Source organism: Nocardia sp. NPDC004415 (assembly GCF_053602435.1).
This window is the reverse complement of sequence record NZ_JBSGDP010000042.1, coordinates 32,227-55,124: the sequence shown is the minus strand read 5'-3', so window position 1 is coordinate 55,124 and position 22,898 is coordinate 32,227. Positions and strand designations below refer to the sequence as shown.

The 22,898-nt window shown below is 69.0% G+C and carries 21 protein-coding genes and 1 tRNA gene; 8 read left to right on the top strand and 14 right to left on the bottom strand.

Annotated features, from left to right (window positions below; genetic code table 11):
• Positions 1–51: 51 nt before the first annotated feature.
• A complete protein-coding gene (locus tag ACWEMY_RS19980; protein WP_452391220.1) occupies positions 52–1,284 on the bottom strand; it encodes a hypothetical protein in 1,233 nt (410 codons plus the stop codon).
• 273 nt (positions 1,285–1,557) lie between these two features.
• Between ACWEMY_RS19980 and ACWEMY_RS19975 the strand changes: the two genes are divergently transcribed.
• On the top strand, positions 1,558–3,132 hold the full coding sequence (locus ACWEMY_RS19975) for a DUF6301 family protein (RefSeq protein WP_452391217.1): 1,575 nt from the start codon (positions 1,558–1,560) through the stop codon (positions 3,130–3,132).
• Between the two features lie 168 nt (positions 3,133–3,300).
• A complete protein-coding gene (locus ACWEMY_RS19970) occupies positions 3,301–4,740 on the top strand; it encodes a TY-Chap domain-containing protein (protein WP_452391216.1) in 1,440 nt (479 codons plus the stop codon).
• A gap of 97 nt (positions 4,741–4,837) precedes the next feature.
• Here the strand turns inward: ACWEMY_RS19970 and ACWEMY_RS19965 are convergent.
• The 3 genes from ACWEMY_RS19965 to ACWEMY_RS19955 all read right to left on the bottom strand — a co-directional run bounded on the left by ACWEMY_RS19965 (position 4,838) and on the right by ACWEMY_RS19955 (position 8,081).
• Positions 4,838–4,914, bottom strand: a tRNA-Leu gene (locus ACWEMY_RS19965).
• Between the two features lie 117 nt (positions 4,915–5,031).
• Complete coding sequence (locus ACWEMY_RS19960) at positions 5,032–6,543, bottom strand: APC family permease (RefSeq protein ID WP_452391215.1); 1,512 nt, start codon at positions 6,541–6,543, stop codon at positions 5,032–5,034.
• 50 nt (positions 6,544–6,593) lie between these two features.
• The gene (locus ACWEMY_RS19955; protein WP_375929952.1) at positions 6,594–8,081 is read right to left on the bottom strand and encodes a peptide MFS transporter; all 1,488 of its coding nucleotides are present in this window, start codon (positions 8,079–8,081) and stop codon (positions 6,594–6,596) included.
• 161 nt (positions 8,082–8,242) lie between these two features.
• Between ACWEMY_RS19955 and ACWEMY_RS19950 the strand changes: the two genes are divergently transcribed.
• The gene (locus ACWEMY_RS19950) at positions 8,243–8,689 is read left to right on the top strand and encodes an SRPBCC family protein (protein ID WP_375929951.1); all 447 of its coding nucleotides are present in this window, start codon (positions 8,243–8,245) and stop codon (positions 8,687–8,689) included.
• A gap of 84 nt (positions 8,690–8,773) precedes the next feature.
• Here the strand turns inward: ACWEMY_RS19950 and ACWEMY_RS19945 are convergent, their stop codons facing one another.
• On the bottom strand, positions 8,774–9,361 hold the full coding sequence (locus ACWEMY_RS19945; protein WP_452391214.1) for a TetR family transcriptional regulator: 588 nt from the start codon (positions 9,359–9,361) through the stop codon (positions 8,774–8,776).
• A gap of 187 nt (positions 9,362–9,548) precedes the next feature.
• On the opposite strand from ACWEMY_RS19945, the gene ACWEMY_RS19940 reads away from it, so the two are divergent.
• The 3 genes from ACWEMY_RS19940 to ACWEMY_RS19930 are packed head-to-tail and all read left to right on the top strand — an operon-like array spanning position 9,549 to position 13,241.
• Positions 9,549–11,012 (top strand): LVIVD repeat-containing protein, encoded by a 1,464-nt coding sequence (locus tag ACWEMY_RS19940; RefSeq protein WP_452391219.1) that lies wholly within the window; start codon positions 9,549–9,551, stop codon positions 11,010–11,012.
• Positions 11,009–11,611, top strand: coding sequence for a DUF305 domain-containing protein (locus ACWEMY_RS19935; RefSeq protein ID WP_452391213.1), 603 nt, complete (start codon positions 11,009–11,011; stop codon positions 11,609–11,611). Before ACWEMY_RS19940 ends, ACWEMY_RS19935 begins: the two co-directional genes overlap by 4 nt.
• Positions 11,612–11,660: 49 nt before the next feature.
• Positions 11,661–13,241, top strand: coding sequence for a GMC oxidoreductase (locus ACWEMY_RS19930; RefSeq protein ID WP_452391212.1), 1,581 nt, complete (start codon positions 11,661–11,663; stop codon positions 13,239–13,241).
• Positions 13,242–13,282: 41 nt separating this feature from the next.
• On the opposite strand, the gene ACWEMY_RS19925 is transcribed toward ACWEMY_RS19930, so the two are convergent.
• From ACWEMY_RS19925 to ACWEMY_RS19895, 7 genes are all read right to left on the bottom strand, one after another.
• The gene (locus tag ACWEMY_RS19925; RefSeq protein WP_452391211.1) at positions 13,283–13,576 is read right to left on the bottom strand and encodes a hypothetical protein; all 294 of its coding nucleotides are present in this window, start codon (positions 13,574–13,576) and stop codon (positions 13,283–13,285) included.
• Between the two features lie 87 nt (positions 13,577–13,663).
• Positions 13,664–14,401, bottom strand: coding sequence for a GntR family transcriptional regulator (locus ACWEMY_RS19920; RefSeq protein WP_452391210.1), 738 nt, complete (start codon positions 14,399–14,401; stop codon positions 13,664–13,666).
• 94 nt (positions 14,402–14,495) lie between these two features.
• Complete coding sequence (locus ACWEMY_RS19915) at positions 14,496–15,803, bottom strand: serine hydrolase domain-containing protein (RefSeq protein WP_452391209.1); 1,308 nt, start codon at positions 15,801–15,803, stop codon at positions 14,496–14,498.
• Between the two features lie 87 nt (positions 15,804–15,890).
• Positions 15,891–16,430, bottom strand: a complete 540-nt coding sequence (locus ACWEMY_RS19910; RefSeq protein WP_375929944.1) for a PH domain-containing protein — start codon at positions 16,428–16,430, stop codon at positions 15,891–15,893.
• Positions 16,431–16,565: 135 nt separating this feature from the next.
• A complete protein-coding gene (locus ACWEMY_RS19905) occupies positions 16,566–17,174 on the bottom strand; it encodes a DUF305 domain-containing protein (RefSeq protein WP_452391208.1) in 609 nt (202 codons plus the stop codon).
• Between the two features lie 65 nt (positions 17,175–17,239).
• Positions 17,240–17,644, bottom strand: a complete 405-nt coding sequence (locus ACWEMY_RS19900) for a DUF6153 family protein (RefSeq protein WP_452391207.1) — start codon at positions 17,642–17,644, stop codon at positions 17,240–17,242.
• Positions 17,645–17,706: 62 nt separating this feature from the next.
• Positions 17,707–18,309, bottom strand: a complete 603-nt coding sequence (locus ACWEMY_RS19895; protein ID WP_452391206.1) for an AMIN-like domain-containing (lipo)protein — start codon at positions 18,307–18,309, stop codon at positions 17,707–17,709.
• 128 nt (positions 18,310–18,437) lie between these two features.
• Here ACWEMY_RS19895 and ACWEMY_RS19890 point away from each other — a divergent pair, with 128 nt between their 5' ends.
• Both ACWEMY_RS19890 and ACWEMY_RS19885 read left to right on the top strand, forming a co-directional pair.
• Positions 18,438–19,586 carry a class I SAM-dependent methyltransferase gene (locus ACWEMY_RS19890; protein ID WP_452391205.1) on the top strand — a complete coding sequence of 383 codons (1,149 nt, stop codon included), beginning with the start codon at positions 18,438–18,440 and terminating at the stop codon, positions 19,584–19,586.
• Between the two features lie 168 nt (positions 19,587–19,754).
• Positions 19,755–20,627 (top strand): Bax inhibitor-1/YccA family protein, encoded by an 873-nt coding sequence (locus ACWEMY_RS19885; RefSeq protein ID WP_375929939.1) that lies wholly within the window; start codon positions 19,755–19,757, stop codon positions 20,625–20,627.
• Between the two features lie 61 nt (positions 20,628–20,688).
• Here the strand turns inward: ACWEMY_RS19885 and ACWEMY_RS19880 are convergent, their stop codons facing one another.
• Positions 20,689–21,909, bottom strand: coding sequence for an acetyl-CoA C-acetyltransferase (locus tag ACWEMY_RS19880; protein WP_375929938.1), 1,221 nt, complete (start codon positions 21,907–21,909; stop codon positions 20,689–20,691).
• A gap of 58 nt (positions 21,910–21,967) precedes the next feature.
• The gene (locus ACWEMY_RS19875) at positions 21,968–22,828 is read right to left on the bottom strand and encodes an SGNH/GDSL hydrolase family protein (RefSeq protein ID WP_452391204.1); all 861 of its coding nucleotides are present in this window, start codon (positions 22,826–22,828) and stop codon (positions 21,968–21,970) included.
• Positions 22,829–22,898 lie beyond the last annotated feature (70 nt).

Genomic DNA, 22,898 nt, shown 5'->3' with positions numbered 1-22,898 from the left:
GCCACGGTCCGATCCGACGACCGTGGCGGCGGCGGGCGGTGTGCTGTCCGCTCAGCTACCGAGGCAGGCCGCCGCGCCGCCGGTGCGGAAGGTCTCGGTGCCGCAGTACGCGGTGTCGGGGTAGTACTCGCCCATGGACGTCGCGGGGTCACTGCCCGAATCCTGTGATGCCTGAATCGAATCCGGGTAGAAGGCCGGCGACGGGATCATATTGCGCAAGAACAGGACCTTGTCCACATCGGTGCTGCCCCAGGGGATCACGGTGACGGTGGGGTCGAGGTCCGGCGGCAGGTCTTCGGGGGCGCCCAGGACGTAGGTGTAGTAGCCGGAGCCGTCCAGGGCGGTCTGGAAGTCGGCGGCGCACGCCACGACCGGGTACGGGGAACGCAGGTCGTTCTGGCACATCGACCAGTAGCGCACCTGCTCCGGGTCGGTCGGGGACTGTCCCGCCCGGGTGTCCGGGAAGGTGGGGGCCTTGCCGCGCACCACCACCAGGCGGCCCGGCTGATGACTGAGACGGGTGCCGATGTACTTGTTGTCGCCATTGGGGAACAGGCCCGACGTGCTGGCCGGATTGTTGAAGGTGGCCTCCGGGGTATTGCCGGGGAAGGCGCCCGAGGCGGCGCCGGCGATCACTCGATCGAAGGCGTCCTTGGCGACGTCGGCGACCGGGCCGGTGTAGACCGACGGGTCGAACGGCTGCGCGCACGGCTGGGTGGGCACCTCGGCCCCGGCGATCGAGAGCTTCACATCCGGCAGCGGAACCCCGCCGCTGAGCGAAGCCGGGTCATCCGGCACATACACCCGCACGATCACGAACCCGATCGGCGACCCCTGCCCACTGGCCACCGCCTGCAACCGATTCCGGCTGTGATCCCCCGGCCCGTTCACCAGCGTGGCATGCCACCGCTTCTGCTCCACGGGCAGCGCCGCCGCCGAAGCGTCCACGAACGGATTCGCACTCCCCGGATCGGGCACGATCTGATCGTCGCGCAACGTATCGACCGTATCCAGATCGGTCCCATAGGTGTTCAGCGAGAAATACCGCGCCGCCGCATACGTCCCCGACAACTCGATCGAATCCCCGGGCCCCAACGCATACGGCATCACCCAGTACGTCGAATTCGCATCGGGGAACGCCACATTCAACACGGTGCTGTTCGACATGAACCGCCACGCGCACACGGGTGAGTCCGGCGGCCCGGCCGAAGCGCTCCCACCCACCCCCAGCCCCGCCATCGCCAAAGCCAGCACACAGCCCGCTCGCACGATCCAGCCCACCACCGAACCCATGTCGATCCCTTCGCCACCGAGTCGAAGAACCCACCGGTCTGCCCACACGGCCGGTTGCCGGATCAACATAGTCCCCCTTCAGCCGATCACCCGCCGACTCGCGGAACACACCCGTCGACCCGCGGAGAACGCGCCTGCGGTGCACCACGCGGCCAGGTTGTCGAGCGACCCATCAGCGCCTGGTGCGATGCGCCTTCGGATCGCGTCGAAGCTGTCGGAACGGCGGGCTAATGTGTCGCGGTGAGCGTGGATATACCTGGGGCGATGCGAGTCGCCACGGCCGCAGCGGCATTCGACTGGACCTGGTCGGCCGGTGACATCGCGCGGTTCGCCGCATCGCTGGGGTGGGGTACGCCCGGGTTCGATGATGAGGACCCGTCGGTGATCATGATGGTCACAGACTTGGCACACGAGGACAACGTGGCGGTGTTCGGCATCGACGATGATGGCGAGATCAGTCTGGGAGCGGTCTTTCTCGCGGAACTGCCGTCGCGACGCACGAAGGCGGCGTTGGCTGAGGTAGTCGCGCAGATGGTGCCTTTGTTGGGTCCGCCGACGAGTCCAGCGCAGGCGGATGGGAGTGGGGCGGCATGGATGCTGCCGCGTGTCGTGGTCAAGGTGTCCGCCGGTGAGACTGTCGAGCTGACAGTGCAGAACCCCGCGCGCTGGCAGGCCCCGCGCTCCGAACAGGAGTGGTACGGCGCGGGGGAGTTGGCGACAGCGGGTTCGGGGTTCCTGGAGTATCTGCCCACGGTCATCAGTGCGAATCCGGGCGACCGGCTGATGGCGGAGAACGAGCGCTCGAAGCTTCGCAAGGTTTTCGGTCGGTCCCGGCGCGGCACATGGTCGCGGCGCGACGTCGACGAGATTCTCCGAGCTTTCCCCTCACGCCCGAAACCGATGGCCGACGGCAGCCTGATGGCTGTCCATGATGACAGAGTCGGTCTCATCGCCGCCAAAACCTATGATGATCAACAGCAGTACGGATATGGCGACTTCTGCGAGGTCCGTCTGTTCGAATTCGTGCCACCGGCGACAGCCGACATCGTGTACGCGCGAGTGCTGCGGATCTGTGTCGAGCGGCTCGGCGACCCACACCTGGTCGGCGGACCGAACGCGTTCGCGATGTGGCGTCTCGGCGACGACACCATCAAATTGACGCGCACGCAGCACTCGGATTCCCGGCTACACCTGTCGCGGAAACCGTCGGAACCGTCGGAATGGGAACAGAGCGCCTGTCCCCACTGGGATCCCGAAATGGAGCCACAGGATATTTGGCGCGCGGTTCCCGATCTCCAATACTCCGGTGAGGCGCTGGAGGGCATCTTGTTCGATCCGGGCGACAAGGCCGAGAATTGGGGCGAGCTCTACCGGATGCTGTGCGCCGCTTTCGGTTCGCTGGCCGAGGACATCCCGCTCCTACACACCTACACCTCCGATATCACGTGGAGCATCATCGAAGCGGGTAAGCCGGGATTTCTGGCACGTGGACAATTTTCCGCCGACGGCTGCTCGGTAGAAACGATGATCCGTGGACGAGCCCAGCGGCACGGTTTCGCGCCGGGTGGTCCCAGCGGAATCGAAGTGGCCGAACTGGTCATGGATGCCGTCGAGGCGGCGAACCTGGGCTCGCCGGGCAACCTGCGCTACACCGCCGCGACGACGCAGCCGCCGCGTGAGATCTTCGATGTCAATTTCGGTGTGTCAGAAGATTTCGACGAGACCGAGTTGTCCCCGACCCATGCCTATTTGGAGTCCGAGACCACCTACGAGATGGTCGACGGCGAGTTGATCGAGATCTCACACACCGACTACGACCCACCCAGGCGCGCCGGATAGACCGCCGCTCGCGCACTGCGGCACATCGTCGGCGCGTTCAGGGAATCCGTTGTGGTCATGTAGATTTCGGTGTTCGCATCGGTTGATTTGGAGCGTGGCATGGGGATTGGCGACGGGTGGCGGGGCCAGCGGAGCACGGCGCAGGACGCACAGCAGATGTGGCCGAGTGTGGCCGAGGAATCGTGGCAGTGGTTCGCCGAGGAACTGACGTGGCTGCTCTTCACGCTGCCGTCATCAGGGCAGGTGGCGCTGGACGGCACCGGGATTCGGTATGCCCGGTTCGGCTGGGATCGCGACGGTTTTCGAGGTGAGCTGGTCAGCGGCCCGCGTCAATTCTCCCCGCGGGGCTGCGACTTCCTCCGAGCGAACGGGTGGACGGCCCCAGCGGCCGATCACCCCGAGACCTGGGTCCAGCTCCTGTCGTGGCCGATCCGGTACGAGGCATACAACGGTCTGGTGAACGCGGTCGCGGCGGTGCTCCGCGGCGAATTCGGGTTGGGGCTCGCCGTCGAAACCGCCGCCGTGGGTTGGGTCGACGGTACCGAGGAAGAGCTCGACACCGGCGGACTGGCGGGCTTGCTCGGTCGCGAAGAGCTCAACAGTCGCGGACCGGCGCAGATCAGCGAATTTCTCCAGGCGAGCCGTGCGGACATCGCCGCGAAGGTCACGTTCGCGAGGCAGACGCACGAAGCTCGGATGGACGCGGCCCTGCGCTACTGCACCCATCACGGGTACGAGGTTCTGTCCGGCGGTGACACCACCTGGCCGGTGCGTGATCGGACCGCCGATGTCATCGGTCTCGCCGAACCTGATTTGCTGGTGGTGATCGATGTCTATCTCGACATCGAGTCGATGGCGGACTATCCGCAATTGCAGGTGGATGCCGCCGAAATGGAATACGACGAACTGTTCGCCATGGTCGAGGCCGATCCCGATCTTGCCGCACGACGGCCCGACGTGCGCGAAGGCGTGGCGTCGGGCCGAATTCAGGTTCAGTACGTGCGCATGATCATCGATGAGGACTGGGACTGCCAGGTCGCGACGTATCCGCCCGCCTCCGCCGGCGGCGGGTCGGAGCTGTCGGACGGGCCTTGGTACCCGCTGCTGAAGCCCGCCGACTGGGAACACCGCCACCGGATCACCCACTGGGCCACCACAGCGGGCACGGTCCCCATCATCGTGCTCGCCGTCGACACCGACTCCGGCTATCAGGTAGAGGGTTTCGGCGACGACGTCGACAGCAACGCTCTCCTGGCCGAAGCGATGGCGAATCTCGCTGCCCTGGAATATGACTGGGAGGTGTCAGAGCTTCACGGTCTGCCACTCGCCACGTCCTCCGGCAATGACTTCTCGGCGGAGAAGGTGCTCGACCCGAAGCACATGCTCCGCGCCCATCACGCTCTGCGGACGGACAAACTCTTGGTCGCCGTCCCGCGACGAACCTGCCTGATGGCAGTTCCGTTCGACCTCGAGCCGCACCAGATCATGCTTTTCGAACATCTCGTCCGGGTCACCTATGAGGACGATTCCTACGGCAACGCCCCCATCACGAGTGGCGTCTACATCGTCGAAAACGGTCGTGCGCAGAGTTTCCTGGCGGACTTGTAATAGCTCCTGACTGGTCTGAGGGTGGCTCGGAGGTGGGGCGAAAGCCCCGCCGAACGGCAAGAAAACGACACCGCGACCCACCTGCGTAGGTCTGTGCTGGTGCCCCCACTGGGACTCGAACCCAGACTGCGCGGATTTTAAGTCCGCTGCCTCTGCCAATTGGGCTATAGGGGCCGTCCGGGACAGCCTAGCGACTCGTACGGGTGTACCGGAATCGTGTCGGTTTTCTCGGTCGGACCGGCGTGTCGCGGGGGAGCGCGCCGGGGTGGCCGGGCTGTCTCGACGTGCTGGTCAGTGGGGGTCGGGGGTGGATTTGCCGAGGACGGAGTGGCGGCGGCCGTAGGCGAAGTAGACCACGAAGCCCAGGGCCATCCAGATGATGAAGCGCAGCCAGGTGTCGACCGAGAGGTTGACCATGAGCCACAGGCAGGCCAGCACGGCCAGGATCGGGACGAACGGGACCCAGGGGACGCGGAAGCCGCGGGGCAGGTCGGGGCGGGTGCGGCGCAGCACGATGACGCCGATGGAGACCAGGACGAAGGCGAACAGGGTGCCGATGTTCACCATCTCTTCCAGGGTGCCGAAGTCGACGAAACCGGCCAGCACGCAGCAGATCACGCCGACGATGGCGGTCAGGCGTACCGGCGTGCCGCGCGAGCCGGTGTGGGCCAGCCAGCGCGGCAGCAGGCCGTCGCGGGCCATGGCGAACAGCACGCGGGTCTGGCCGAGGAACAGCACCATCACCACGGTGGTCAGGCCGGCCAGGGCGCCGATCGAGATGACGTTCTTGGCCCAGTCGACGCCGTGGATGGCGAAGGCGGTGGCCAGGGTGGCGTTGTCGCCGGCGAGGTCGGTGTAGGGGACCATGCCGGTGAGCACCAGGGTGACCGCGACGTAGAGCACGGTGACGATGAGCAGCGAGCCGAGGATGCCGCGCGGGACGGCCTTCTGCGGGTTCTTGGTCTCCTCGGCGGCGGTGGCGACCACGTCGAAACCGATGAACGCGAAGAACACCAGGCTGGCCGCGGCGAGCAGGCCGTACCAGCCGAAGTTGCTGTCACCGGCGCCGGTGACGAAGGAGAACAGCGACTGGTGCAGGCCGCTGGCGCCGTCCTCGGCGGGCTGCGACGGCGGGATGTAGGGGCTCAGGTTGGACGCCTTGAAGTAGGTGGCGCCCAGGACGAGCACCAGCGCGATGACGCCGAGTTTGATCGCCACGGCGATGGCCGAGACTCGCGAGGACACCTTGGTGCCGACGGCCAGCAGCACGCCGAGCACGGCCAGCAGCGTCACCGCGCCCCAGTCGAAGGTCACCGAACCCCACTGCACGGTCGCGGATTCGAAGCCGAAGACGGTGCCCAGATACTGCGACCAGCCCTTGGCGACCACCGAGGCGGCCAGTGCGAATTCCAGGATGAGGTCCCAGCCGATGATCCAGGCGACCAGTTCACCGAAGGTGGCGTAGGAGTAGGTGTAGGCGCTGCCCGCCACAGGGACCGTCGAGGCGAACTCGGCGTAACAGACGGCGGTCAGGCCGCAGGCGACGGCGGCGAAGACGAAGGCCAGCGACACCGACGGCCCGGCCACATTGCCCGCGGTGCGCGCGGTGAGGGTGAAGATGCCCGCGCCGACGACGACGGCGACACCGAAGATGGTGAGGTCCCAGGCGGTCAGGTCTTTGCGCAGCCGCGAATCGGGTTCGTCGGTGTCGAGGATGGATTGCTCCACCGATTTGGTGCGGAACAGTCCGCTGCCGCGCCCGGTTGCCCGGCGCGCTCCTGGGGTGGATTCCGGTGTCGACACGGTGTTTCTCCTTTTGTGCAGAACGTCTTCGTGGATTACCCGGGTCCGGGTCAGTGCACGCCCTGCATGTGGCGTTTGATCCAGGGGGCGATGGCCACGACGACCAGGCCCGCCGCGATGGCGGCGGCGCCGCTGATGCCGAAATAGGCCGCCTCGTTGTCGGGGCTGTAGTAGCGCGCGAGCGTGCCCGCCATCGAGGTGCCGATACCGACCGAGAAGAAATACAGCGCCATCATCTGCGACCGGAACGCCTGCGGCGCCAGGTGCGTGGTGACGGCCAGGCCGATCGGCGAGAGCAGCAGTTCCGAGATCGCGAACCCGCCCAGGATGGCGAACACCGCCAGCACCGGCACGGTCTTGCCCTCGAAACCCGACAGCAGCGCGAACAACCAGAACGCGATACCCATGCCGATCACGCCGAGCGCGAACTTGATCGGGGTGCTGGGCGCGCGGTTGCCCAGTTTGGTCCACATGAGCGCGAACAGCGGCGAGAGCGTGATGATCCACACCGGCTCGACCGAGCCGATCCAGCTGGCGGGCGCCTCCCAGCCGAAGATGTTCCAGTCGATGCGTTCGTCGGAGTAGACCGCGAGCATGGTGAACATCTGCTGGAACAGCGACCAGAACACCGCGTTGGCGATGAACAGCGGGATGAACGCGCGCACCCTGGTGCGTTCGATCGGGGTCACCTTGGGGCTGCTCAGCAGGACCGCGAAGTAGACGATCGAGGCCACCACGATGACGCCGGTGGTGACATCGGAGAGATTGTCCAGGGTGATCAGCCCGGCGACGATGGCGATCACCACCACCACGGCGGCGACGGCGACCCCGATCAGCACCGGGGTCAACTCGCGGCGGGTGATGGGGTTGGCCACCTCGCGGCCGTGGGTGCCCAGATTGCGGCGGAACACGACGTACTGGGTCAGGCCCAGCGCCATGCCGACCGCGGCGGCGGCGAAACCGGCGTGGAAGCCCCATTCGCGCTGGAGCAGGCCGGTGAGCAGCGGGCCGGTGAAGGCGCCGATATTGATGCCGAGATAGAACAGCGTGAAGCCGCCGTCGACGCGCGCGTCCGCGGGCGCGTAGAGGGTGCCCAGCAGCGAGGACGCGTTGGCCTTGAGCGCGCCGCTGCCCAGGGCGACGAGCACCAGGCCGACCCCGACGCCGCTCAGACCGGGCAGCACGGCCAGCGCGATGTGGCCGGCCATCACCACCACGCCGCCGTAGAAGACGGTGCGTTCCATGCCCAGCACCCGGTCGGCAATCCAGCCGCCGAGCACCGTGGACAGGTAGACCAGGCCGCCGTAGGCGCCGACGATGCCCAGCGCGGTGCCCTGATCCAGGCCGAGGCCGCCCTCGGTGGTGGAGTAGTAGAGGTAGTAGCCCAGGATCGTGAGCATGCCGTAGAAGGAGAAACGCTCCCACAGCTCGACACCGAAGAGGTTGGTCAACCCGATCGGATGCCCGAACAGGGTGTGTTCGGCAGCCGCGTCGGCCGGGCCGGGCTTGTCGCCGAGCCGGGGTTCTTCCGTGGACATGAGGGAAACGATCCCACGTCGCCACGGCGTACAGCAATTTTCCCGCATCTTCGCGATTCGGCGTGCCGTGCGGGTCGCGCGGGCAGATCTCACCCGGCGCGGGCCGGTGCGACGAATTACGCTGGACAGGCCCGACTCCCGCGACGGATGGGAACACAGACGTGCTGACAGCCGAGGTCACCGTGCCGGTGCCGCCGGAGCAGGCTTTCGCGTCGCTGGCCGACGGCTGGCTCTACTCCAGCTGGGTGGTCGGCGCGTCGCATATCGGCGAGGTGGACCCGGGCTGGCCCGCCGTGGGCAGCCGCATCCACTACCGGTTCGGACTGTGGCCGGTGCTGATCAGGGACACCACGGTGGTGCGGGCGGTCGACCGGCCGTATCGGCTGGAACTGGAGGCGCGGCTGTGGTCGGTCGGCTCGGCCTCGATCGAGCTGACGCTCACCGAGGCGGTGCCGGGCCAGACCACCATCCGGATGGTGGAACGGGCGGTGAGCGGACCCGCGCGCTTCGTGCCGGGACCGGCCCAGGATCTCGTCTTCGCGATGCGCAATCAGGAATCGCTGGATCGGCTGGCGAACCTGATCAGGGCGCGGGCGCGCGATCACTGAGGCGACGGCGCGGCTCGCCGGGTGCGCGGAATCCGGACGTGGCATCCGTGCAGCGAATCCCGGAAGACGCTGTGCGAGAAGGGGTCAGCTCGGTCGAGCGCGGTTTGCCTCGGCGGTGTTGTCGGCGGTCAACCGGTAGACGGTGCGTTCCAGCGTCGGCAGGATCTCGGTGCTCGGCAGCGCGCCGGTGGCGAAGCGGCCGATCAGGGCCAGCACCATATTGCCCAGGATCAGGCCCAGATCGTGCAGGTAGCCGGGGTCGAGATCGCGCAGCGCGACCGCGGCGGCGGGCAGGACCGCGGCCAGGCCCTGGCTGTCGAGACGTTCGCCGCCGGGGCCGGTGCGGGCGTAGTGGTACGCCTCGAGCATCCGGGGGTTGCGTTCCCACGGCTCGAAGACGGTGCGCAGCATGCGATTCAGGCAGTCGCGGACGGATTCGTCCTCGCCGGGAACCGTCACCTCGGCGTAGGTGTTCACCTGCATCCACTGCTCGAGCGCGTCGACCATCAGTTCGTCCCTGGTGGGGAAGAGCCGGTAGATCTTGGCGAGCGAGACGTGGGCGTGCGCGGCGACCGCGCGCAATTGCACGGCTTCGTAGCCCTCGGAGTCCAGCAGGTCCAGGACCGCCGCGATGATCTTGGCGGAAGCGTCCGATTCTGGTCCCTTTCCCACGAGTGAATGGTAGCGTCGCGCTCCGGTAACGCTGTTACCGCAGGATGAGGTCGGTGCACGCCTCGTCCGCCACCGCGCATCTCCTAGCGAAAGGCGACCCCCGTCCCGGGTCGACGACAACTCCATGACTTCCTCGTTCTCGCGCACCGTCCGCCGCTGGGGCGTCCTCGCCGCCGCGCTGCTGACGATGCCGCTCGCCGCCGCCGTGCCCGCGGCCGCCGACCCACCCGCCCGCACCGCCGACTGCCTGCCCGGCTCCCTGCCCGAACCCGGCCTGCAGGGCGACGTCCCCGCCGCCGACCGCGACAGCGGCCGCAGCCGCGACGGGTACCGCTGCAATATCCGCCTGCTCGGCTCGTCACCCGGGCGTGGCGGCGGCATCACCTCGGTGACCTTCGACCACTGCGCCTACATCGGCACCTTCTTCCCCGGCAATCTGCTCGGCCCGGCGCAGGGCGTGCGGGTGATCGATGCGGCCGACCCGGCCGCGCCGGTGCACACCGAGACCCTCACCGAACCGGCCATGCTGGCGGGCACCTGGGAGAGCCTGAAGGTGAACGCGGCCAGGAAACTGCTGGTCGGCACGGGTGTTCCGGCACTGACCGGCGCGGGCCTGCTGTCGGTCTACGACATCTCCGACTGCGCGCACCCACGCCTGCTCAATCCCGGCCCCGGCTCGGACCTCGCGCTGCCCCTGCCCATCACGGCCCACGAGGGCGGCTTCTCGCCCGACGGGAACACCTACTGGAGTTCCGGGGTCGCGCCCGGCTTGCTCAGCGCCGTGGACCTCACCGATCCGGCCCTGCCGCGGGTGATCTGGCAGGGCATTCCCGGACTGTCCATGCACGGCTTCGGCATCGCGCCCGACGGCAACCGGATGTATCTGGCGAACAATACCGGCGGGCTGAAGATCCTCGACGTGAGCGCGGTGCAGCGCCGCGACAGCGCGCCCCACGTGCACGAACTCGCGGATATGCCGTGGACGGACGGCTGGGCCACCCAGCACGCCGTGCCGGTGAGTTACGGCGGCACCCCGCACGTGTTCGCCGTGGACGAGGCCGGATCGGGCGGGGTGAAGCTCATCGACGTCTCCGACGACCGGCGTCCCCGGCTCGTGCGGTCGATCAAGCTCGCGATCAACCAGCCCGAACACCAGGACAGCATGATCGCCTCGGCCTCGGGTGGGTCGCTGTTCGCCTACGACGCGCACTACTGCGCCGCCGACCGCCCGGTCGACCCCACCGCGCTGGCGTGCAGCTGGACCTCCTCGGGCATCCGGGTCTTCGATGTGCGCGACCCCGGCGACATCCGCGAGATCGCCTACTTCAACCCGCCCGCCCGCACCGGCGAGAACGCCGAACTGTGGAACTCCCCGCACGCCCTGGCCTCGATCATCGGCCCCCCGCTGCTGGCGGCACCGTCGGTGGCCCAGGCGGTGCTCCAGGGGCAGTTCGACCCCACGCAGGCGAGCGGTTCGCGCACGGGCACACTGGCTTTCGGTGACCTGTCCACCGACTGGTGCTTCGCGCCGCCGGAGTGGCGCGGCAATCAGCTGTGGACGGCCTGCGCCGACAACGGGTTCCTGGCGATGGAACTCTCGCCCGCGGTGTACACGCCACCGGCCGACCAGCGATCGACCACCGGATCATGAAGGCGCCCAAGGTGTTCCGTCTGCTCGCCCAAGGCGCGCTGGCCGTGCTGCTGCTCGCCATGGGCGCGGCACTACGGCCGCTGGTCTCCTCGAGCCCACCCGAGCCGGTGCTGACCGCGACCGAGATCGCCTTCGTCCAGGACATGGTGGCCCACCACAGTCAGGCGCTGGTGCTGGTGCAGCGACTCGACCCCGGCGCCGGGCCCGGCGTGCTGGCGCTGGCGGGCCAGATCGCCGACGCGCAACGCACCGAGCTGGGCATGCTGCTGGGCTGGCTGCGGCTGGCCGGTGCGTCGGTGACGAACGCCGAGCCGATGTCCTGGATGACCTCGGCCCACCACGGCACTGCGGCACAGGATGATTCGGGCATGGCGAGCGCCGCCGAGCTCGACGAACTGTCCGCCGCGCGCGGTGCCGCGGCCGAGGTGCTGTTCCTGCGGCTCATGCAGCGCCACCACTACGGCGGGCTGCGGATGGCCACCGCCGCGGACGGACTCCTGCTCGACGGTGAGGTGAAGCGGGCCGCCCGCGACATGATCACCGGCCAGGGCCGGGAGGCCGGACTGCTGGGAATGATGCTCGCCCAGCGCGCGAGCTGACCGAAAATCCTGGGCCACCGGCCCGTTCATCGATGAAGGTTGTTGTGTCATGTCGACATTCACTCGCCGGTCACTGCTGACCGGTGCCGCCGCGCTGGGCCTCGGCCTGGCCGTCACCCCGCGCGCCGGAGCCCGTCCGCGCACGAATATCCCGCTCACCCGCGAGGACCGCCGCGTGGTGGTCATCGGCTCCGGTTTCGGCGGTGGCGTCACCGCGCTGCGGCTCGCGCAGGCCGGGGTGCCGGTGCTGCTGCTCGAACGCGGAAAGCGCTGGGCCACCGGCCCGAACGCGCAGACCTTCCCGCATGCCACCCAGCCGGACAAGCGCACCCTGTGGCATCGCTCCGATCCGGTGCTGTTCGGGCGGCCGATGCTGTTCGAGCCGTATACCGGTCTGGTGGAGGCGGTTCCGGGCGCGGGCATGACCGCGCTGTGTGCGGCGGGGCTCGGTGGCGGATCGCTGATCTACCAGGGCATGTCGCTGCAACCCACCCGCGAGGTGTTCGAGACGCACTTCCCGGCCGAGCTCGACTGGGGGCTGATGGACCGGGTGCACTATCCGCGCGTGGCGCGCATGCTCGGCCTGGCGACCGCGCCCGACGAGCTGATCGAGACCGAGAACTACGCGGCGGCACGGATATTCGCCGACCGGGTGCGCGCCGAGGGCTATCCGCTGTCGAAGATCCCGATGCCCATCGACTGGAACTACGCGCTGGCCGAGCTGCGCGGGGAGATGGCGCCGTCCTATACCAACGGTGACGGGGCGATGGGGGTGAACAACGGCGGCAAGAACTCCGTCGACGTCACCTATGTCGCCGCCGCCGAGGCGACGGGGCTCGTCGAGGTGCAGACCCTGCACGAGGTGACCGAGCTGGAACGCGCCGCCGACGGGCGCTGGGTGGTGCACGTGGACCGGGTGGACCTCACCGGCACCGTCCAGGAAACCAAGATCATCACCACGACCACGCTGGTGCTGGCGGCGGGCAGCCTCAACACCACCCGGCTGCTGGTGCGCGCGGCGGCGAAAGGCCAGATCACCGACCTGCCCGACGAGCTCGGCCGCGGCTGGGGCACCAATGCCGACCGCATCTATGTGTGGCACGACCCGGTGGCCGGATTCGGTGCGGCACAGGGTGGTCCGGTGGTCTACGGCAGCAAGAACTGGGACGATCCGCACAACGCGTTCACCGTCATCCAGGCGTCGATCCCGCCGGTGTCGCTGGACGCGGGCTCGACCATGCTCGTCGGGTACGGCGTGAGCGAGGGGCGCGGGGAATTCGTCTACGAATCGGGCAGCGACACCGCGACACTGCGCTGGCCCGGGGACGGCGACCGGGCCATCCAGGAGGGGCATATCGCGCCCGCCGTGCGGCGTATCGCCGGACCGGGCAGCACACTGCTCGACACCAATCTGGCCTTCCCGTCGACCTGGCATCCGCTGGGCGGCGCCAACATGGGCACGGTGTGCGATCTGGACGGGCGGGTGCTCGGGCAGCGGGGACTCTATGTGCTCGACGGTGCGCTCATGCCGGGCAATACCGCGGCCTGCAATCCGTCGATGACGATCGCCGCCGTCGCCGAGCGCGCACTGGACAATCTGGTCCGCACCGACGTGGGCACGATCATCTGAGCGGGTCCGGCGCGCCTGGGAGGGGGCGCGCCGGAGCGGGCTCAGCCCGCCGAGCCGGGGATCGGCAGGAACCAGGGCAGCAGCCCCGAGCCCGTGCCGGGACGCGGTGCGCCCGAGCCGAGGTCGGCGTCGAAGGAGCCGGTGCTGCTGCCCAGGTCGGCGTCGAACGAGCCGGTGCCGCTGCCGGTGGGCGGGCCGAGTTCGACCGAACCGGAGGGGAACAGGTCCCAGTCGGCGCCGCCCGCGGCGCTCGCGGTGCCGCCGGCGGCGAGCAGGGTGGCCGCGGCGAGCGTGGCCAGCAGGCCCGCGCGGGTGAGGGATGTGGATACGGACACGGGTGATACCTCCGAGCACTTCGCTGTGATAGCACCCAGACGGTAACTGAAATATGTGGATTTCACACCAGATCGGACCTGGTCGGCCTAGGTCGTCGCGGCCCCGCGCTGCCCCACTTCCATCTGCACCCGGTAGCGATCCGACCGGTACCAGCTGTGCGTGTGCTCGATCGGCACCTCCGCGCTGAAGGACACCCGGTCGAAATGCAGGACGGGGGAACCCTTCTTGACACCGAGCAGCGCCGCCACCCCGGACTCGGCGGCCTGGGCGTCCACGGTCTGCACCGCGCGTTCGATCGGCCTGCCGTAGCGCTCGGCGGTGGTGCGGTAGATCGAGCCGGTCAGGTCGTGGGCGATCAGGCCGGGGACGAGTTCGGGATTGAACCAGGCGTCGTCCACGCTGACCGGGTCCTCGTCGGCCAGGCGCAGCCTGCGCACGTGATAGGCGCGCGCGCCCTGCGGCAGGCGCAGCGCGCGGGCGGTGGCCTCGGGCGCGATGCCCTCCTCGGCGACGAGCACCAGTGTGGTCGGGTGGTGACCCAGCGCGCGCATCTCCTCGGTGAACGAGGCCAGATGCAGCCGCGACTGCACCGGCCGGTGCGCGACGAAGGTGCCCTTGCCGCGCACCCGCACCAGATAGCCCTCGTTGACCAGCTGACCGATCGCCTCACGCACCGTGATCCGGCTGACGCCGTAGTCCTGCATGAGATTGCGCTCGCTGGTCATCAGGTCGCCCGGCTGGAGCTCCCGCGTGCACTTCTGCAGCAGGATCGCGCGCAGTTGCTCGTGCTTGGGCACCGCGCTGTCGCGCAGCGGTGCGGGCATGGGGGCGGCTCCTTCCCCTGGTCGGCGGTCCGGTACTGACTGGTCATGTCCGGCCGGTTCAGAATACGCGACCAGGGCGCGCCCGCCCAGGGCCTCAGCGGATGCCGGGCGTGCGCGGATCGGTGCCGACACAGCCCAGGATGAGGCATCCCGGCGGGGCGTCGGCGAACGGTGCCTTCGGGGTCTCGCCCAGGCAGTCCAGGAAATTGCAGCCCGGGTAGGCGTAGGGGCCCACCCCGAGGGTGCCGAAGAAGGCGTCCGGGCGCGCGATCATGGGATCGGTGACGCTCACGTCCGGAGCCTGCTGGTACTCGCCGGGGTCCGGCAGCACCGGATCGCGGAAGGAGTTGATCAGCGCGCGCATCACGCTGTGGGTGTAGTTGGAAGATGCGCCGGGGGTCGCGATGCCGGTCCAGTTCAGCATGAGCCCGAGGCTGGGCACGATGTAGCTGTCGTTGCGCAGCATGCCCGACATCTTCACCGCGTCCAGTGGCAGACCGGGGAATTCCAGCCGGCACGGTTCGCCGTTGATGACGAACAGGAACCCGTAGCACGGCATGCTCGCCGAGGGCGAGAGCGCCTGGCGCATGTAGTCGGCGGAGATCACCTGCCGGTCGTTCCAGCTGCCCCGATTACCCACCAGCAGGCCGAGTTTGGCGAAGTCGTCGGGCGGCAGGATCAGGTGTGCGTGGCCGTAGGTGTTGCCCGCGCGGTCGCGGGCCCAGTAGTAGTCGGTGCGCGGGATGCCCAGCGGGTCGAACAGCTCGCGCTGGGCGAAGGTCTGGAAGTCCTCGCCGACGGACTGCTGGATCACGTAGACCAGCAGGTCGACCGCGCGCTGGCTGTAGCGGAACATGGTGCCCTGCGGGCGTTCGATCGGCATGGCCAGCGCCTGGGCCACGACATTGGGATCGAGCTGGGCCAGCCCGGTCGCACCCTCGGCGGCCACCGCCACCTCCATCCCGGAGGACTCGGTGAGCAGGTTGCGCACGGTGATCGCGCGGTGCGCGTCGTCACCGAGGCCGGCGGGCAGGTAGGTGCCGATCGGCTCGTCGATCTTCAGCTTGCCCGCGTCGACGGCGAGCCCGGCCACCAGCGCGACCACGCTCTTGGTGCCGCTCCACAGATTCCAGGCCACGCCACCGGATTCGGGGTTGGTCGGGCTGCCCGCGACCAGGCAGTTGTTGCGGTAGAGCTGGATGTTGAAGCGGGTGGGGTCGATCGCCAGGTCCATCGCGCGGGCCAGGCCGTCCGGATCGATTCCGACCTCGGCGGCGGTCGCCGTCTGCGGGGAGCGCCCGGAGCTGACCTCGCACTGTTTCGTGGTGCCCGGGTCGGCCTGCGCCGTGCCGGGCAGCAGCACGCCCGAGGTGAGCGCCAGCGCGGTGACCGCTCCTGCCACAACATGTTTCAGATAGCCGTACACGCGACCCTCCCGTTGATGTCTCCGGGAGGGAATCGTGAACGGTCACGTTCTTGTTACGGTGCGTCAGCTGCCGTAAGGCTGGCAGACCTCGATGGCGTCGTCCTTGGACGCGTTGAAGGTGTCGATCACGCCGTTGAGCTCGTCGGTGGGGGCGCGGCGGTCGAGGGTGTCGGCCAGGGTGTTGGTCTGGTCGCGGTAGATGCCCAGCGGGCCCGACAGATCCACGATCACGTCGGGGGTGAGCTTGCGGGAGAGGTCCTTGGCGTTGTTGCGCAGGGTGGTGACCGCCTCGCCCGCCTTGGTGTCGGTATCGGGTGCCCGGTTGTTGCTGGCATCGATATAGGCGTTGAAGGAGGCGACCGAGCTCTTGTTGGCCGCGCGCAGGCCGTCACAGGCGGTGTCGTTGGCCGCCTGGATCTGGGCCGCCTTCGACGACGCCGCCGCTGCCGAGGACGCCGCCACCTCCGAGGTGTACTGGGCGAGCTCGGTGAGGTTCGCCTCCGGGTTGCCCGGTACCTGCGTCGAGCAGGCGCCGATCAGGATCACTCCGGTGGCGGTCGCCGCGAGCGCGGTGCCGAGGCCCACTCGTTCCAGTACCCGCATGGTCCTTCTCCTCCCTCAAGGATGTGCCTCTCGACCGTACTGGCTGTACCGGGGTGGCGTCAGCTCGTGGGGGCCGATTCGATGACCAACCGAGACGCGGCGCCGGGGTGTCGGGCCCGGCGCCGCGCCGGTGCGCTACTGGCCGAGCATGCCGCGCATGGTGTCGATCTCGGCCTGCTGATCGGCCACGATGCTCGTCGCGAGCGCCCGGGCGTCGGTGTTGATCCCGCCCGCGAGCTCGGTGTCGGCCATGTCGACCGCGCCCACGTGGTGCTCGATCATCAGTTCCAGCCACTGCTGGTCGAACTCGGCGTCACGGGCTGCCTCGAGCTCGCTCATCTGCGCCTGCGACATCATGCCGGGCATGTCGTGACCGCCGTGCCCATCCGCGCTGGGGGCGGGCTTGCCGAACGAGGTGAGCAGCTCGGTGATCCGGGCCATCTCCGGGGCCTGGGCCTGTTCCACCTGCGCGGCCAGCGCGATGAGCTGCGCGTTCTGGGTGTGGCTGGGCACCAGCCGCGCCATCTCGATCGCCTGCGCGTGATGCGGGTACATCATCTGCAGGAAGGTGACGTCGGCGTCGTTGAACTCGACGGGCGCGGCGGTGGAACTGGTGGTGGTGGTCGTCGGCGCGACGGTGGTGGGGGTGTTGCCGCCCATGTCGTCGCCACAGGCGGTGGCGAACAGGGTGGTGGCGGCCGCGGCGGCGACGAGAACCAGGGTGCGGGTACGGGTGCTGGACATGGGTGATCCTCCTGGGGATTCGGGTGTGGTGTCGGACAGGGCGGGCCGTGGGGACGGCCGACCTGTCAGATCCGCAGAATCGCCAGTTGGGAGAGGGTCAGGACGGTCCACGGCGGTGACCGCTCGCGCCTGCCCCGCCAGATCAGCTGCGCGGAGCGCACGATCGCGGCGCCGTCGCCGAGGCGGTAGAGCAGGATCAGGGTCAGCGCCGCCGCGAGGGCGGCCAGCACGAAGACGCAGCCGTGGATTCCGGCGTGCTCGGTGCAACCGGCGGCGCCGCAATCGGTGTCGACCGGCGCGGGGGTCGCGGCGTCCTGGGTGAGTTCGGCGTGATGGGCCGGAGGGGAATGCTCGGCGTGACCGGTGCTGAAGACCGCCGAATGCATGGCGACGATCCCCGCCAGCAGGACCAGCACGGCGAGGGCCCTGGCGATACCAGGAACCCGCGAGTGCGATCGCCGCTCGTCCACGGCAGCCAGTCTAACCAGCGGGATCACCGGCGCGGAAATACCCCGACGCGGTAGGGGTAGAGCTACTGGGTCGCGATGTCGACGACCACGCGCGGCGGGTCGGCCAGGGCGGTCACCGCGAACGGCGGGGACCCGGCGCCGATGCCGATGAACGACTGCGTGACGCCTTCGTAGACCAGCGATTTGTACACACCGGTGATGGCGGGGGCGGCGGGATCGGTCACGGGATCGGGGCCGTCGTAGGGCGGCACGACCGAATCGAACGGGTAGGCCGAGCCCAGGATGCGGACCTCGAGGATCGATTCGCCCGCCACCTCGACGGGTCGTCCGCTGCCGTCCTGGACCGCGCTGTCGGTGTAGGCCACCTTCCAGCCGGGGGTTCCGCTGCCGCCCAAGGTGTAGACGACCCGGTCGAAGCCCGCTTCGTGGGCGATCCGGATGTCGGTGACGGTCAGCGCGGCGCCGGGGGAGGCCGGGCCGGACTTGGGGGTGCTGTCGGTGGGGACCTCGCCGCTGCGTTCGACGAACGTGCTGGTGGTGCTCGTGGGGGCGGTGGTCGAGGTGCCCGGCGCCGCGGGGGTCGCGACGGGCGCGTCCTCGGTGTCGCAGCCGGTCAGGGCCGCCGCGATCCCGGCTACCAGCACGAACACTCCGAGCTTGCGCATGAGCCGATGGTAAGCACGGCCGGGGCCCGGGTGGGGGGAAGCGGGCGGGGTGTGTCCGGTTCCACGGTGTGCGCGGGCCGGACGGGGCCGGATGTGACTGTGGGGCAACGATCTAGCACACTTGTCGGGTGGACAGAGCCGAGGACGTATTCAGCCGGTTGCGCCGGTTTCCCGACGTGGAGGCGCCGAACCTCTATGCCGTCGACGCCGCCGACCGCCTGCTCCTCGATACCGCCGACGAGGCCCTGGCCGCGGTGGGTAGCGGTGAGGTTGCGGTGATCGGCGACGCCTACGGCGCGCTCACCCTCGGCGCGGCCACCCGTCACGACCTGACCGGTCTGCGCGTGCACCAGGACCTGCTCACCGGTGAGGCGGCACTGGCGGGCAACGCCAAGAGTCTCGGCCTCACCGACCGCTACACCGCGCACGGGCTCGACGCCGACCTGCTCACCGGCGCGCGCGTGGTCCTGCTGCGGCTGCCCCGGATGCTGCCCGGCCTGGCCGAGATCGCCGAGTCCGTCGCCCGCTACGCCGCCCAGGACGTGACGGTCTTCGCGGGCGGGCGCGACAAGTACCTGACCCCCGCCATGAACGGCGTGCTCGGCGAGTTCTTCGGGCAGGTGCGCGCCGGACGCGGCCGACAGAAATCGCGGGTGCTCGTGGTGGGCGAGCCGCTGCCGGTCGGCCCGAGCCGGTTCCCGGTGCGCGAGCACATCATCGAGATCGACGGTGACGTGGTGGCCCACGGTGCCGCGTTCTCCGGCCCTCGCCTCGACATCGGCACCCGCTTCCTGCTCGAACACCTCGACCGGATGAAGCCCGACGCGCGCGAGGCCATCGATCTCGGCTGTGGCACCGGCATCCTGGCCGTCGCGCTGGCCAAGTCGCGCCCGCACATCCGGGTGGTCGGCACCGATCAGTCCGCGGCCGCCGTCGCCTCGGCCAGGGCCACCGCGGTCGCCAACGGGGTCGCCGACCGGGTGACGGTGGTGCGCGACGACGCGATGTCCTCGGCCGCCGACAACAGCGCCGACCTGGTGCTGTGCAATCCGCCGTTCCATGTGGGCGCCGCCGTGCACACCGGTTCGGCAATCAAGATGTTCGCCGAGACCGGCCGGGTGCTGCGGCCGGGCGGGGAGTTGTGGACGGTGTACAACTCGCACCTGAACTATCGCGGAGTGGTCGAGCGGATGGTCGGGCGCACCGATGTGATCGGCCGGAACCAGAAATTCACGGTGACGCGGTCTGTCCGTGGTCTGCGCGACGTACAACGATAGGGCGGCACCGACGCGGTAGAGTCCGATTTGTCCGAACGGGCGGTGGGGTGATCACTGATCGCGCCGCTGGGAACTTTGTCCGATCGTGACACGTTGAACAGGGCAGTTGGAGCTGTGCTCACGCTGCCAGGCGTACAGCGACTCGTGAAACTCCAAGAAAGGCGCACGGTGCGTACCTCATCGAATCCGGTGTTCAAGAACTTACCCCGCCAGGAGGGTGTCGGCGGTTACGCGAACTTCGGTTCGGGCGTAGCCGGCGCAGGCCAGTTCGGCAACCAGCAGTACGGACAGCAGCAGTACGGCGAATACGGGCAGCAGTACGGCCAGCAGTTCCAGCAGGCCCCCGCCACCCGCGCGATGACCATCGACGACGTGGTCACCAAGACCGGCATCACCCTCGCGGTGCTCACGGTCACGGCGATCATCTCGTTCGCGCTGTCCTCGGCCAACCCCTCGCTGGCCCCGCTGTTCGTCATCGGCGGCGGCCTGATCGGCTTCGTGCTGGTGATGGTGGCCAGCTTCGGCCGCAAGATGGACAACCCCGCCATCGTCCTGTCCTACGCGGCGTTCGAGGGCCTGTTCCTCGGTGCCATCTCGCTGATGTTCACCGACGTGACCTTCGGCGGCGTGGGCGGTAGCGCCCTGATCGGCCAGGCGGTGCTCGGCACCTTCGGCGTGTTCTTCGGCATGCTGGTGGTCTACAAGACCGGCGCCATCCGGGTCACCCCGCGCTTCACCCGCATGCTGCTCGGCGCCATGGTCGGCGTGCTGGTGCTGATGGTCGGCAACCTGATCGCGAGCTTCTTCACCGACGGCGGCTTCGGCCTGCGTGACGGTGGCGCGCTGGCGATCGTGTTCAGCCTGGTCTGCATCGCCATCGCCGCGTTCAGCTTCCTGCTGGACTTCGACGCCGCCGATCAGCTGATCCGCGCCCAGGCCCCCGAGAAGGCCGCCTGGGGCGTCGCCCTCGGCCTGACCGTCACCCTGGTCTGGCTCTACATCGAGATCCTGCGCCTGCTGAGCTACTTCCAGCGCGACTGATAGCGCAGACACGAAAGAGCGGCCCACCGGAATCCGGTGGGCCGCTCTTTTACTGTCTATCTCAGCTGAGACGCTCGATGACCAGCGCCATACCTTGCCCGCCGCCGACGCACATGGTCTCCACGCCGAACTGCTTGTCGTAGGTCTGCAGGTTGTTCAGCAGGGTGGTGGTGATGCGGGCACCGGTCATACCGAACGGGTGACCCAGCGCGATCGCGCCACCGGAGACATTGAGCTTGTCCTCGTCGATCTTGAGCTCACGCGCGGAGCCGAGCACCTGCACCGCGAAGGCCTCGTTGATCTCGAACAGGTCGATGTCGGAGACCGACTTGCCCGCGAAGGCCAGCGCCTTCTTCACGGCCTCGACCGGGCCCAGGCCCATGATCTCCGGCGACAGGCCGGACACGCCGGTGGAGACGATGCGGGCCAGCGGGGTCAGGCCCAGCTCCTTGGCCTTGGTGTCGCTCATGATGACCAGCGCGGCGGCGCCGTCGTTGAGCGGGCAGCAGTTGCCCGCGGTGACGGTGCCGTCGGGGCGGAACACCGGCTTGAGCTGGCTGACCGCCTCGTAGGTGACACCCGCGCGCGGGCCGTCGTCCTTGCTCACCACGGTGCCGTCGGCCAGGGTGACCGGGGTGATCTCGCGCTCGAAGAAGCCGGACTTGATGGCCTCCTCCGCGCGGTTCTGCGAACGCACGCCCCAGCGGTCCTGGTCCTCGCGGGAGATGCCGGTCAGCGAGGCGACGTTCTCGGCGGTCTGGCCCATCGCGATGTAGGCGTCGGGCAGCAGGCCGTCCTGACGCGGGTCGTGCCACGCGCCCGCGCCGCCCTCGGCGGTCTTGGCGGTGCGGGCCTCGGCCTCGGCGAACTCGGGGTTCTTGGTGTCGGGCGAGCTGTCGGCCGAACCGCGCGCGTAGCGCGAGACGGTCTCGACACCGGCGGAGATGAACACGTCACCCTCGCCCGCCTTGATGGCGTGGAAGGCCATCCGGGTGGACTGCAGCGAGGAGGCACAGTAGCGGTGCACGGTGGTGCCGGGCACCACGTCCAGGCCCAGCTTCACCGCGATGATGCGGCCCTGGTTGAAGCCGCCCTCGCCGGCGGGGGAGCCGGTGCCCAGGATGATGTCGTCGATCTGGGTCGGGTCGAGCGAGGGCACCTTGGCCAGCGCGGCCTGGACCATCTGCGCGGTCAGGTCGTCGGGACGCATACTCGCCAGGGACCCCTTGACGGCACGGCCGATCGGGGAGCGGGCGGTGGAGACGATGACGGCCTCGGGCATGAGGACTCCTTTTCACATGGCTGGCGAACGGCTGTGTACTAACCGGTCCATTCCGAATCTACGTCTCGCTGTGCGCTACCGGAAGACCAGGTCGGTTGCGCACGGCCGCGATCAGCACGGGGAGCAATTGGGCGGCGGCGAGCTCGTAACCCGCCGCCGACGGGTGGAATCCGTCGGTCGCGAACAGGATCTCGGGGGCGGCCCGGAACTCCGAGGCGACCAGCGGCGAACCCATCGGCACCGCGATGCCGTCGGCCAGTGTGGTCGCCATCGTCTGGGCCTTGGCCAGGCGCACGCTCCAGTTCGCGACCACCGTGCGCAGCGGCTGCTGGATCGCGGTGACGGTGCCCAGATTCGGGCAGGTGCCCACGACCACCAGCGCGTCGGCCGCGCGCAATCGCGCCACCGCGCTGGCCAGCCTGCGCGCCGAGGCCCGGATGGAGTGCTTCTTGGTGATGTCGTTGGCGCCCACCAGGATGACGGCCGCGTCCGGCGGCGGGCCCGCGACGAACATCGCGTCGACCTGCCCCGCGAGCCCCTTGGAGGTGGCCCCCGAAATGGCCTTGGTGCTCAACCTGATCCGCAAGCCACTCGCCTCGGCCAGCCCGCGCGCCAGCCGCACACCCGGCACGTCGTCGGCGCTCAGGCAGCCCAGCCCGGCGGCGGTGGAGTCACCGAAGATCATCAGGTGCAGGTCGCTGGGCACGCCGGTGCGCCACGGCTCGGGTCGCCGGGCGCCGGGCGCGTAGACGCCGTCGGCCTCGGGTGGCTTGGAGGTGTCACGCCCGATGACCGCCCGCGCGGCACCGGCCTGCGTCATCAGCAACCGATAAGTGGCCCAGGAGATGGTGCCCGCGCCGGACCCGGCGAGCACGGTGGTCGCGCCGGTGACGACAGCCGCGCGCAGTCCGACTCTCATGCCCTAACGAAATCAGGTGATCCGCGCCGGGACAAGCCCGCGCGCCCGCGCCGCGCCGGTGCCATGGCTC